Consider the following 11,592-nt stretch of genomic DNA (forward strand, 5'->3'; position numbering starts at 1 on the left):
TTTTCAGTCAAGACGGCGGCAGCGAGACTTTCCATGGTTGAAAAGCGCTGTTCCATACGCGAGCGTCTACGCTGAACGTGTGGATCCCCTCGCCGGTCTCATCAGTGGTCCCCGCGCCGCCGGAGCATTCGTGCTCCGATCGATCATGGAACCGCCGTGGTCGCTGCAGATCGACGACCACGCGCCGCTCAGCCTCGTCGCGATGGGCCGCGGCGAAGCCTGGATCCTCCCGCACACCGGCGAACCGGTGCAGCTCACCGAAGGCGACGTCGCGATCATCCGCGGCCCCGAGCGGTACGTCGTCGCCGACCACCCGGACACCCCGCCGCACGTGATCATCAACCCCGACCAGAGTTGCACGACGCTCCGCGGCGAACCGCTCGCCGAGGCGATGGACCTCGGCGTGCGCACCTGGGGCAACAGCGCGAACGGCCGCACGGTCATGCTGACCGGCACGTATCAAACCCCCGGCGAGATCAGCCGGCGACTGCTGTCCGCGCTCCCCGAACTCGTCGTGCAGCGCCGCGCCGACTGGGACTCCCGGCTCGTCACGCTCATGCACGACGAAGTGGTGCGCGACGAGCCCGGGCAGGAAGCGGTCCTCGACCGCCTCCTCGACCTGCTGCTGATCGCCGTGCTGCGCGCCTGGTTCGCGAGGCCGGCGGCCGAAGCGCCGTCCTGGGTGCGGGCGCAGGGCGACCCGGTGGTCGGCAAGGCGATGCGCATCCTGCAGAACAACCCCTCACACCAGTGGACGGTGGAGTCGCTCGCCGCGGAAACCGGACTGTCGCGGGCGGCCCTCGCACGCCGGTTCACGGAACTCGTCGGCGAACCGCCTATGACCTTCCTCGCAGGCTGGCGGCTGTCCCTGGCCGCGGATCTGCTCCGCGAACCCGACGCCACGGTCGCGTCGGTGGCGCAGCGGGTGGGATACGGGAGTGCATTCGCGTTGAGTGCGGCGTTCAAACGCGTGCGCGGAGTGAGCCCCAAGGAGCATCGTGCGATGGCGGAGAGCAGATGAGTGTATTACGGCACAGTGCCCAATAACACACCGGATCGACTTGATCTTGTTTGCCTTGCGTACGACCCTGGATGGTAGGGAATTGTCGGCGAGAGGACCGGATCCGGAATGTGGAACAACTCTCAACCACGAGGGCTGCGCAAGCGGTCGGCTCGTCAGCGGCACAACCCGCTTCTCCGGCGCTCGGACCGGATCGAGAACATGCTCACCCTCGCGGTTGTGGTGCTCGCCTTCGCGATGCTGCCCCTCGCCATCCTCGTGGGCGCCCGGACCATCGACAGTCAGCTGACGCTGGCGGAGAAGCAGGTCGCGGACTACCGCACCGTCACCGCCACCACGCTCGCCGACTCCACCGGTGTGTCCGTCACCTCCGACGTCGCACCGTCGGGCGTCGACACCGCCCCCGCCAAGTGGGCCTGGGGTGACGAAACCCGGCACGCCGACATCACGGTCGACCCCGCAACTCCTTCGGGAACGAAGCAGGACATCTGGGTCAACGCCGACGGCAACCTCACCACCGAACCGATGTCGTCGTCCGCCGCCCGCGTGGCCGGCGTGATCGCCGGACTGTTCACCTGGTTCGCGGTGATGATGATCGCGCTGTCCGGCTTCCTCATCTGCCGCGCCTCCCTGAACCGCTCCCGCGACGCGCAGTGGGACCGCGACCTCCGCCAGTTCCTGGATTCGACCACCCGGCACTGAGCCGGGATCAGCTGATCGCACCCCGGAATTCGACCGCGTGCTGCGCGGCCTGCGTGGTGACGGCGATGTCGGCAACCGGGTAGACGTGGAACTCGAAGAAGGGCCCGAACTTCGTCGGACCGTCCAGGATGTCGTTCGGATCGTCCGCCTCGACGAAAGCGAATCCGCCGGTGCCGTCCAGGCGGCCGAGGAACTGATGGAAGTTCGCCCCTTCGGCCGGCGTCCATCTTGCGAACACTTCGAGGCTCCGCCGTGCGGCCTCCTCGTTCTCGGCGGCGGAACCGCCCTCACGCACCGTCCACGTAATCACGTACTTCATCGCACCTGTTCATCTCCTCGTGGAGTCGACGCACGGCCGTTCCGGACGTACCTCGAGCATTCCACCGCCGGAGAGGGAACGGAACGTTGCTGAGCCCGCCGAACGAACGTGCCGGTCTCGAACGGACGGTGTGACGGGCGGTTCCGCCTCCGCCTAGCTCAGCTGCGGGACGACCTCGCCGGCGACCAGTTCCAGGTGGTCGAGGTCGCCGAGGTCGAGGGTCTGCAGGTAGATCCGTTGCGACCCGGCCTCTGCGTAACGGCCGATCTGGTCGACGAGTTCGGCAGGCGACCCGGCGAGGCCGTTCTCCCGCAGTTCGCTCACCTCACGTCCGATGTTGAGGGCGCGCTTCGCGATCTCCTCCTCCGTCCGCCCGCAGCACAGGACGAGCGCGTTGGAGTACACCAACTCCTCGGGGTCCCGGTCGATCGTCTTGCACGCGAGCCGGACCCGTTCGAACACCTCTCGCGTCTCGTCGATCGACTGGAACGGGACGTTGAACTCGCTCGCGTACTTCGCGGCCAGCGCGGGGGTCTTCTTCTTACCGGTGCCGCCGATCAGGACGGGCGGACCCTGCGGCTGCCGCGGCTTCGGGAGTGCCGGCGAATTCTTGACCGCCAGATGCTTCCCGTCGTAGGAGAACGTCTCCCCGAGCGGAGTGCGCCACAGTCCGGTGATCACGGCGAGGGACTCCTCGAGCCGCTCGAACCGCTCCTTCAGCGGCGGGAACGGGATGCCGTACGCCTGGTGCTCCTCCTCGTACCAGCCGGCGCCGATGCCGAGGTCGACGCGACCGCCGCTCATCTGATCCACCTGCGCCACCGAGATCGCCAGCGGCCCCGGGTACCGGAACGTCGCGGACGTGACGAGGGTGCCGAGGCGGATCGTGGACGTCTCCCGGGCGATGCCCGCCAACGTGATCCACGCATCCGTCGGCCCGGGCAGGCCCTCGGTGTTCATCGCGAGGTAGTGATCAGAGCGGAAGAACGCGCCGTACCCGAAACGTTCGGCGGCCTGCGCCACCGCCAGAAGATCGTCGTAGGTGGCACCCTGCTGGGGTTCGGTAAAGATTCGCAACTCCATGCGAACCACTCTGCCCGATCCGTGATCGGTACGCTGATTTCATGGCGAAGATCCCACTGAACCTGCCGAAACCGCTGGCCGACAAGCTGCCCGACGCGTTCGGGGGCTCCGCCGCCGGGGTGGTCCCTGTGGTGCGGCTGCAGGGGATGATCGCGTCCGGCGGAGCGGGTTTCGGGCGCGTGCTGAGCGCCGAGTCCGTCGAGGAACCGTTGCGGCGAGCGTTCACCACGCACGGTGCGAAGGCGGTGGCGCTGCTGATCAACAGTCCCGGCGGATCTCCGACGCAGAGCGAATACATCGCCGCCCGCATCCGCCAGCTCGCCACCGAACACGAACTGCCCGTGCTCGCGTTCTGCGAGGACGTCGTCGCGTCCGGCGGGTACTGGCTGGCCTGCGCGGCCGACGAGATCTACGCGACCGCCACCTCGGTGGTCGGCTCCGTCGGCGTCATCTCCGCGGGCTTCGGGTTCTCCGAACTGATCGACCGCCTGGGCATCGAACGACGGCTGCATTCGGCAGGCGAGGCGAAAGCCCGCCTCGACCCGTTCTTCGCGGAGAAGTCCGAGGACGTGCAGTGGCTCGAACAGATCCAGGAAGGCATCCACGACGAGTTCCGCGACTGGGTGGTCGGCCGCCGCGGGGACAAGCTGAAGGCGGCCGAGGCGGAACTCTTCGACGGCGACGTCTGGCTGGGGCGCCGAGCCGTCGAACTCGGCATCGTCGACGGGATCGGCACACTGCGCGAGGTGGTGGAGAAGCGGTTCCCCGACGCCACGATCGAGATGACCGGGCCGCGCCGCTCCCTCTTCGCGAAACTCGGGCTGCCCGCCGCGAGCTGGGACGACGTGGCCGCCGCGATCGTCGGTGCGGCGAACACCCGCGTCGCCTGGTCGCGGTACGGGCGGTAGCTACTTCGGCACGACCACCCCGACCGGGCCCACCCCGATGCACACGGACAGGTCCGGGGTCAGGGTGCTCACGCGCAGGCTCTGACCGCCGCCGGTGAGCCGCACGAACACCGAGTTCGGGCCGCGGTGCACCGGCACCCGCACCGGGCTGCCGTCTTCCATCGCGACGGCGATCTCACCGTCTGCCGTGGCCAGGTAGTTGAGCTGCGCTGTCCACTCCCAGCCGGTCAGCGGCCCGTCGAGGGGAATCGGCTCGAAACTGCGCCGGTCCACCAGGTGCCCGCAGTCCGGGACGGGTCCGGGCTCGATCGCGCGTACCCACGTCACCTGGGCGTCGACCACCGAACCGGCGTCGTCGATCATCCGGAGGTCCGGGGTGCTATCGGAGAACGCGGGGCGGTCGCGGAGCGGGGCGAAGACACGGCTCACCAGGTTGTTCGGGTACGCCACCGGCAACAGCACCCAGATGGACGTGGGCTGCTGGAGGATCGGCGCGTCGTCCCGGTCGGCGAGCGACGCCCGCGCGGTCGCGAGGTAGTCGGTGGTCGGGTTCTCCTCCCAGCTGCGGGTGAACGTGTACGTCGACCACAGGCTGCTCGCGACGAACGCGACCACGGCACCGGCCGCCACCAGCGGCCGCAACCGGACCGGCTCGGCTCGGCGACGGGGTGCACGGGCGATCACGGCGACGGCGATCGCGAGGATCACCGCGGTGTCGGTGAAGTAGCGCAGGGTCTGCGCGAGTTCGTACGTGGTGTCCGCGCCCCACCGCGTGACGACCATCGCCGTCACCGACAGCAGGAAGTACGCGGCCGTGAGGACCCACACCCAGCCGATCCGGCGCTTCAGCCGGACCGTCGCGACGACCGCCGCGACGAGAACGACCCAGCCGACCACCTCCAGCGACGTCGACGGCGACGCCCACGGGGGACTCGGAATCCACCGCTCCCACGTCCACGGCCCACCCACGAACGTGGGCAGCAGACCGAGCGACGTGCCGTGGTGGAGCAACTCCAACGCGCGCGACGCCCCCGCCCACTCCCACTGCGACGCGACGGTGGAGAAGTAGAAGCCGGCCCACACCGCGAGCACCGCCGCCGACGGGATCCACAGGGCCGCGCCCCGCCGCAGCGTCGACCGCACCGGCCGCTCCCGCTCGCCGACGTGCGCGAGCAGCGCGACGGTCGCGAACGCGGCGAACGGGACGACCACGGACTTCTCGAAGAACAGCAGCGACGCGATCAGCACGAGCGTGCCCGATACGGCGTACCGCCGCCGTCCGGTGCGGCACAGGTCGAGGGCGTCGCCTGCCACCCACGCCAGCGCGATCTGCAGAGGCAGCGCGTTGAGCGCCGCCGCCCACCACGCGAACGCCGGCACGGTCAGCGGAGAGAACAGATACAGCGCCAGCGGAACCAGCAGCACGGGCCGCGGGCCGAGGACCTTGCGAAGCAACCGGAACACCGCGTACGACGCCACCGCCTGCAGCACGACCATCGTCAGCATCGGCAGGATCCACTGATACGGCGCGATCCGCGTCGCGATACCCGCCACCACGAAGGCCCCCGGCATGAGGTGACCGTCGTGGTCGTAGAGCAGGAGGTCGCCCGAGAGCAGGGGGAGGCTGCCGCCGCGTCCGGCGAGGATCAGGTCGTCCCAGTAGAAGTCGCTGTTCGCGGCAACCCACGTCCGCACGAGAAGTTGCACCGCGATCAGGGCGGCGGCCACCCGGAGGACACGGGCGGGCCCGAGGTCCCACCGCGATCCGGCGTCTTCCGTCATCGGTTTCCGAGATTACAGATTGGGTGGAACCAAACCGCGCCGGGCTGCGTCAGATCAAGTGTCGGGACATTTTCGCCCGGCACAGGTGGGGGAGACGACGGCCGGTCCGGAGTTCTCGGGTCGCTTCGCGGGCGATCCGAACTGGAGGGGTAATTCCGGGCCGAGCCGTCGGTCACCGAGTCCGAATGTTCACCGAGCTGCGATGTCAAATTCATCCACCGTTGTGGACCGTTCACCCGAAGCTGTCAACAATCCCGGATTCACATGCGCTCTGACCTGTGTATAAGCACCACTCACACTGTCCATAACTGTGTATGAACCTGTGGAAACTGTGGATAACTCGGCATTTCCGGTGGTGCAGCTCACACATTCTCCCCAAAAAGGACGATTCGGTCGTGGGCTGCCCGTATTCGCGGGCCGTGACAGAATCGGCAATGTGAAGTGGGTGCGGAGGGCATGAGCGTCGTCGTTCAGGTGTGCGCGCGATGCGCGGCCCGGTGGCCGGTCCTCGGCGCCCCGGCGCAGTGGTGCCCGCGCTGCCACGGTGTGCTGCTCGCGCCCGTCCGGACCGATCACAACCAGCCGCCCGCGAGCCGGGGATTCCGCTGGATCGCGCGGTCCCCACTGCAGCGCAGCGGTCTCGCGGCCGAGCCGCCGACGCCGAGCCCCACCCCGCACTACACCGAGATCCCCCGCTGGGGACTCCACGATCACGTCGAAGCCCCCTCCACCCGCCGGGACTGGCCGGAACTGCTCGCAAACAAGGCCGCGCGCTTCCTCACCGTCACCATCGGCCTGTACGCATTCGGAGTGCTCGCCGAACTGGGCCGGTACGCCGTCCTCCTCCGCAACCGGACCCGGCTGATCGACCCCACCGTGCTCGCCGTGTCCGACATCGCCGTGTTCCTCGGCCAGGCCGGCGGGATGCTCTTCGCGCTGCTGTCGGGAATCGCCGGAGTGTGCTGGCTGCTGCGCATGCGTCGCCGCACGTTCGCCCGGGCGAAGAAGTCCGACCCCCGCACGCCGACCGACGTCGTCGTCGGGTGCGCGGTGCCGGGGTTGAACCTGGTGATGCCGGGAGTCTTCCTGCTCGAGGTGATCCGCCGCGACCCCCGCGCCGTCCTGCTGGTCCGCGCCTGGTGGAGTCTGTGGGTCTTCGGCGCCGTGCTCGTTCTCTTCAACTGGTTCTGGCGGTCCAGGCCGGGCCTGCAGGCCATGGCGGACGGCGTTCTGCTGGCCGCATTCACGGCGCTGGTCGCCTCGGCGACCGCACTCCTCGCGCTGATGGTGCTCCGGCGGCTCGAGGGCCGGACGCTGAAGGGCACGAAGGAACCCGTCACCCGCTGGGTGATCGCCACCGATCCGCTGCCGCGGAACGATGCGGACAAGCCCGCCGCGAAGTCGGCCGAGAAGACCGAGAAGACGTCCGGGGACGCCGACCGGGAAGCCGTCGCATCGTGAGCCCCGACCGGCGCGGGCCCCTCGTGGTGGCCCACCGAGGCGCATCCGCCGCCATGCCGGAACACACGCTCGCCGCCTACGAACTGGCCCTGGAAGAAGGCGCGGACGGACTCGAATGCGACGTGCGGCTCACCCGCGACGGCCACCTCGTCTGCGTCCACGACCGCACCGTCGACCGGACGTCCACCGGCACCGGCGTCGTCAGCGAGATGACGCTCGAGGAACTGGCGGAGTTCAACTACGGGACCGAGGAGGAGCCCGCCGAACTTCTCGAGCTGAGCGCGCTGATCGCGCTCACCCTGGACTGGACGGCGCGCCCGGTGAAACTCTTCATCGAAACCAAGCACCCCGTGCGCTTCGGCGGGCTGGTCGAGAGCAAGGTCCTCGCCGAACTGCAACGTTTCGGCATCGCCGCACCCCCGTCCGCCGACCACTCCCGCGCCGTCGTGATGTCGTTCTCCGCCGGAGCGGTGTGGCGGATCCGCCGGTCGGCGCCGATGCTCCCGACCGTGCTGCTCGGCGAATCCGCCCGGTACCTCGGCGGGGGAGCCGCGACCACCGTCGGCGCCACCGCGGTCGGTCCGTCGGTGAAAACGCTGCACGAACACCCGGACATCGTCGACAAGGCCGCCGCCGCGGGACGGGCCACGTACTGCTGGACCGTCGACAACCGCAGCGACGTCGAACTGTGCCGCGAACTCGGGGTCAGCTGGGTGGCCACCAACCACCCCGGGCGCACCAAGAAATGGCTGGCCTCCTGACCGGACCGGCGTCGGCGTGTAGGTTTTGGCGTCGTGGCAAAGAAGAGCAAGAGAAACAGTGGTCCGAAGCCGGGTAGCGCCCGCGCCGAGAAGCTCGCCCAGCGGCAGGCGGAACGGGAGAGCGCCGCGGCGGCCGTGACCCGGCCGTTCGAAGGCCTCGCCGCCGAATGCGATCTGGTGGCGCTGCGCGAGTTCGTCCCGTCGGCGACCGCCCCGCTTCCGGTCAAGGATTCGTCCCGTCCGGTGACGCTCGCGACCGTGCTGCCCGGTGCCGTCGCGGCGCTGGTCCGCGACGAGGGGGACAGCGCCACCGGGTTCGTCGGTGTGCAGGTCCAGGCGCACTCCGCCGACCTCGGCGCCGACCTGGCCGCGTCCGTCGCCTGGGTCCGTGATGCCGCCGCGGGCGAATCGCTGGCCTCCGCCAACCCGGGATCCGAGACCCCGGCACTGGCCGACGTGATCGACGCGGACGCACCGCTCGACATCACCGTGCACCAGGATTTCAACTGGTGGATTCCCGAAGGCGTGGAGCCGGCACCCGAGGTCGCGACGACCGTGCAGCACGCGAATGCGGCGATCATGCCGTCCGCGCGCGTCGAGGCCGAGGGTGTCGTCGCGGCGTGGTGGGTCGACGCGGGCGAGAAGGCGCACATCCGCTGGGTGCGCCCGGAGAACGAGGACGATCTGATGCTGGCCCTGGCACGCGTGCACGCGACCGGCGGCCTGCACCTGGGTGAGGGTTCGCGCTACGCCGGGTCGTTCCGGACGCACGGACTGCTGGTCCCGGTGTTCGACGTGGACCGCGAAAAGCACGCGAACGAGTGGGCCGCCGCCACCGTCGAACTCGGTCAGCGACTCGCCGAGGCGCTCGCCGTCGACGCGCCGCTGACCACCGAGGAACGACGCGCCCGCGACGGACTGCGCGGCCGCCAGGTGACGTTGCGATAGGCCCTCCGGGCCCGTGCGCCTTTCTGGTAGCCACCACAACCAGAAAGGCGCACGGGCGCGAAGCGCCTAGATGGAACCGCCGGCCGCGTGCGGTGCGCCGGACGTGTCTGCGGGGCCGCTCATCTCGCGTGCGACGAACTCCTCGAGGTCGAACAGGTTGCTGCCCGCGCGGTCTGCGATGGTCAGCAGCGTCGTCATGCTCGCGACCTCCTCGACCTGCTCCTTGAGGAACCACTGCATGAACTGCTCGCCGAGGTAGTCACCCTCCTCGCGGGCGGTGCTCGCCAGCTGCACGATCTGCTCGGTGACCGTCTTCTCCTGAGTCAGAGCGAGTGCGATCGGCTCGCGTGCGTTCTCGAACTGGCCCTTCGCCGCGTCGACACCCGACAGTTCCACCGAAATGTCGCGGTCGAGGAAGTACTGGACGATCATCATGGCGTGGTTGCGCTCTTCGACGGCCTGCTTGTAGAAGTGCTTGGCCAGCTGCGGCAGGTCCGAGTTGTCGAAATAGACGGCAGTCGCGATGTACTGGTGTGACGCGTTGAATTCGTTGCGAATCTGGTCGTGAAGCAGAGCGTGGAATTTCGTCTTGTGCGCGTCAGTGGAAGTCATGAAATGGATAATATCGCTGGTCAGGGCACGTGTCATCCAAGTTCGACCTAATTTTGGCAAGCGTTCCCAAACTAAAGTCAACCTAATTTCGGAACCATTCTGATGTCATTTTCCTAACGTGAACTGGCGACGAACGGTTGGGCGGGAACGGGGCAATCCGCGTCGCCGGGCCCCGGCCTCTGTATAAGATTCACACCGTTCCGACGGTGCGGAGGCGCAGGCACATGTTGAGACGACCCGGTGCGTGGATAGCGTTCATTCTCGGTGCCCTTTTCCTGGGCGCGACGATTCCGGCTCCCGTGCAGGCCGACCCGTTGTATCCCTGGCCGGACCCCGACCCCTTCTATTCGGCCCCCGCCGACCTCGGGGTCCTGAATCCCGGCGACGTCGTGCGGACGCGGCGGATCGACACCTGGATGTACGCGAACTCCGACGGGTGGCAGATCGCGTTCCGGTCGACGAACTCTGCGGGACATCCGATCCTGGCCGTCACCACCGTGCTGCTTCCCCGCGGTGTCGCGAACCCTCCGCTCGTGTCGTATCAGGCGATCGTGAATTCGCTCGGAACCAAATGTGCCCCGTCGCACTCGCTGTTCAATCTGGAACTGCAGGAGTCGCCGGGCCTGTATCTGGGGCTGCAGCGCGGCTGGGCGGTTTCGGTGCCCGATCATCTCGGCCCGACCGGCGCGTACGGTGCCGCGAAGCTCGGGGGAATGATCACCCTCGACAGCGTCCGGGCGGTCCAGCGGGTGGCCGAACTGGGGTTGACGCACAGCCCGGTGGCGCTGGCCGGATATTCCGGCGGCGGTATGGCCAGTGCCTGGGCCGCGGCGCTGGCGCCGACTTATGCGCCCGAACTGAAACTCGACGCGGTGGTGGCGGGTGGGATTCCCGCGGACCTCGAGCAGATGGCCCTGGGTCTGGGGTTCAATCCGCATCCGGGGTTCGGGCTCGCGTTCGCCGCCGCGATCGGTTTGGAACGTGAATACCCGGAGCAGCTGCCGATCTCGTCGCAGCTGAACGCGACCGGGCTGTGGCTGCGCGAGTGGATGTCGAACGAATGCCGCCGGTTCCTGCTGTTCCACGGCGCCTTCCGCAGCGCCGGACAGCTGGCCGCGTCCACCAGCCTCATGGCGAGTTCGGGTGCGCACCAGGTGTTGCGCGAGAACAGTCTGCGGTACTACGAGGGTGTCCCGACCGCGCCCCTCTACCTGTGGCACGGCACCCTCGACGGGCTGACGCCGTTCGATTCGATCGCGGAGACCGCGCACCGCTACTGCGCGGCCGGCGCCAGACTGACGTTCGTCCCGTACGAGATTTCCGAGCACATGACGACGGCAGTGGTGGGCTTTCCGGACGCGTACGAATACGTGGCCGCGAGATTCCGCGGCGAACCGGCGCCCACCCGCTGCTGACCCGTCAGGTCAGACGCCGCCGCCCGCGCGCTTCGGCGCACCCGGCCGGACCGGCGAGTTGCCGCTCATCTCGCGGGCGATGAAATCCTCGATGTCGAACAGGTTGTCGCCGGCGCGCTCGACGATCGTCAGGAGCGTGTGCATGCTTGCGACCTCCTCGACCTGTTCCTCGAGGAACCACTGGATGAACCGCTCGCCGAGGTAGTCGCCGGTGTCGCGGGCCGTGCGGGCGAGTTTGGTGATCTGCTCGGTGACGGCACGTTCCCGTTCCACCGCCAGTGCGACGGGGGCGCGCACCGAATCGAAATCGGTGACCACGTCGTCGATGCCGGGGACGGTCACCTGGAGGTTGTTGTCGATCAGGTACTGGACCATCATCAGCGCATGGCCGCGCTCCTCGGCGGCCTGCGAATAGAACCGGTGAGCCAGTTGCGGGAGATCGTGCGAGTCGAAATAGACGGCCACCGCGATGTACTGCTGGGATGCGGTGAACTCGTTGCGGATCTGCTGCTGCAGGAGGGCATGGAACTCGCTGGGTGCCTTCGGCTCCGGGTGCGTCATGGGTGTCAGTTTACGGCCG

Annotated in this window: 12 protein-coding genes; 7 read left to right on the forward strand and 5 right to left on the reverse strand. The window is 68.4% G+C overall.

The window, feature by feature from the left end; all coding sequences use genetic code 11:
- The first annotated feature begins 79 nt into the window (after positions 1-79).
- Both AC1DWT_RS01120 and AC1DWT_RS01125 read left to right on the forward strand, forming a co-directional pair.
- Complete coding sequence (locus AC1DWT_RS01120; protein WP_387492794.1) at positions 80-1,021, forward strand: AraC family transcriptional regulator; 942 nt, start codon at positions 80-82, stop codon at positions 1,019-1,021.
- A 108-nt stretch (positions 1,022-1,129) separates the two neighbouring features.
- The gene (locus tag AC1DWT_RS01125; RefSeq protein WP_072938689.1) at positions 1,130-1,723 is read left to right on the forward strand and encodes an Rv1733c family protein; all 594 of its coding nucleotides are present in this window, start codon (positions 1,130-1,132) and stop codon (positions 1,721-1,723) included.
- Between the two features lie 7 nt (positions 1,724-1,730).
- On the opposite strand, the gene AC1DWT_RS01130 is transcribed toward AC1DWT_RS01125, so the two are convergent.
- The gene (locus AC1DWT_RS01130; protein ID WP_072938686.1) at positions 1,731-2,042 is read right to left on the reverse strand and encodes a DUF3303 domain-containing protein; all 312 of its coding nucleotides are present in this window, start codon (positions 2,040-2,042) and stop codon (positions 1,731-1,733) included.
- A 153-nt stretch (positions 2,043-2,195) separates the two neighbouring features.
- On the reverse strand, positions 2,196-3,125 hold the full coding sequence (locus AC1DWT_RS01135; RefSeq protein WP_477919419.1) for an LLM class F420-dependent oxidoreductase: 930 nt from the start codon (positions 3,123-3,125) through the stop codon (positions 2,196-2,198).
- Between the two features lie 41 nt (positions 3,126-3,166).
- Between AC1DWT_RS01135 and AC1DWT_RS01140 the strand changes: the two genes are divergently transcribed.
- Positions 3,167-4,033, forward strand: coding sequence for a S49 family peptidase (locus tag AC1DWT_RS01140; RefSeq protein WP_072938680.1), 867 nt, complete (start codon positions 3,167-3,169; stop codon positions 4,031-4,033).
- Here AC1DWT_RS01140 and AC1DWT_RS01145 read toward each other — a convergent pair whose 3' ends face one another.
- Positions 4,034-5,815: a hypothetical protein gene (locus AC1DWT_RS01145; protein ID WP_477919420.1), complete on the reverse strand. Its 1,782-nt coding sequence runs from the start codon at positions 5,813-5,815 to the stop codon at positions 4,034-4,036.
- Between the two features lie 456 nt (positions 5,816-6,271).
- On the opposite strand from AC1DWT_RS01145, the gene AC1DWT_RS01150 reads away from it, so the two are divergent.
- The 3 genes from AC1DWT_RS01150 to AC1DWT_RS01160 are packed head-to-tail and all read left to right on the forward strand — an operon-like array spanning position 6,272 to position 8,985.
- Entirely contained in the window at positions 6,272-7,276 is a 1,005-nt protein-coding gene (locus AC1DWT_RS01150) for a DUF4328 domain-containing protein (RefSeq protein ID WP_477919421.1), read from the forward strand.
- Positions 7,273-8,037 (forward strand): glycerophosphodiester phosphodiesterase, encoded by a 765-nt coding sequence (locus tag AC1DWT_RS01155; RefSeq protein ID WP_072938670.1) that lies wholly within the window; start codon positions 7,273-7,275, stop codon positions 8,035-8,037. The genes AC1DWT_RS01150 and AC1DWT_RS01155 overlap by 4 nt, the downstream gene beginning before the upstream one ends.
- Before the next feature lie 33 nt (positions 8,038-8,070).
- Complete coding sequence (locus AC1DWT_RS01160; protein WP_095862810.1) at positions 8,071-8,985, forward strand: DUF5926 family protein; 915 nt, start codon at positions 8,071-8,073, stop codon at positions 8,983-8,985.
- 66 nt (positions 8,986-9,051) lie between these two features.
- On the opposite strand, the gene AC1DWT_RS01165 is transcribed toward AC1DWT_RS01160, so the two are convergent.
- Entirely contained in the window at positions 9,052-9,597 is a 546-nt protein-coding gene (locus tag AC1DWT_RS01165; RefSeq protein ID WP_124390723.1) for a ferritin, read from the reverse strand.
- A gap of 224 nt (positions 9,598-9,821) precedes the next feature.
- Here AC1DWT_RS01165 and AC1DWT_RS01170 point away from each other — a divergent pair, with 224 nt between their 5' ends.
- Positions 9,822-11,012: a lipase family protein gene (locus tag AC1DWT_RS01170; RefSeq protein WP_095862811.1), complete on the forward strand. Its 1,191-nt coding sequence runs from the start codon at positions 9,822-9,824 to the stop codon at positions 11,010-11,012.
- 9 nt (positions 11,013-11,021) lie between these two features.
- On the opposite strand, the gene AC1DWT_RS01175 is transcribed toward AC1DWT_RS01170, so the two are convergent.
- Positions 11,022-11,573 carry a ferritin gene (locus AC1DWT_RS01175; RefSeq protein ID WP_072938662.1) on the reverse strand — a complete coding sequence of 184 codons (552 nt, stop codon included), beginning with the start codon at positions 11,571-11,573 and terminating at the stop codon, positions 11,022-11,024.
- Positions 11,574-11,592: the final 19 nt, after the last annotated feature.

It is taken from the genome of Rhodococcus sp. P4_B6 (genome assembly GCF_056402215.1).

Bases quoted from the DNA above. Each gene is read 5' to 3' on its own strand.
- AC1DWT_RS01125 (WP_072938689.1), top strand. From the start codon at position 1,130: ATGTGGAACAACTCTCAACCACGAGGGCTGCGCAAGCGGTCGGCTCGT.
- AC1DWT_RS01130 (WP_072938686.1), bottom strand. From the start codon at position 2,042: ATGAAGTACGTGATTACGTGGACGGTGCGTGAGGGCGGTTCCGCCGCC.
- AC1DWT_RS01135 (WP_477919419.1), bottom strand. From the start codon at position 3,125: ATGGAGTTGCGAATCTTTACCGAACCCCAGCAGGGTGCCACCTACGAC.
- AC1DWT_RS01140 (WP_072938680.1), top strand. From the start codon at position 3,167: ATGGCGAAGATCCCACTGAACCTGCCGAAACCGCTGGCCGACAAGCTG.
- AC1DWT_RS01145 (WP_477919420.1), bottom strand. From the start codon at position 5,815: ATGACGGAAGACGCCGGATCGCGGTGGGACCTCGGGCCCGCCCGTGTC.
- AC1DWT_RS01150 (WP_477919421.1), top strand. From the start codon at position 6,272: ATGAGCGTCGTCGTTCAGGTGTGCGCGCGATGCGCGGCCCGGTGGCCG.
- AC1DWT_RS01165 (WP_124390723.1), bottom strand. From the start codon at position 9,597: ATGACTTCCACTGACGCGCACAAGACGAAATTCCACGCTCTGCTTCAC.
- AC1DWT_RS01170 (WP_095862811.1), top strand. From the start codon at position 9,822: ATGTTGAGACGACCCGGTGCGTGGATAGCGTTCATTCTCGGTGCCCTT.
- AC1DWT_RS01175 (WP_072938662.1), bottom strand. From the start codon at position 11,573: ATGACGCACCCGGAGCCGAAGGCACCCAGCGAGTTCCATGCCCTCCTG.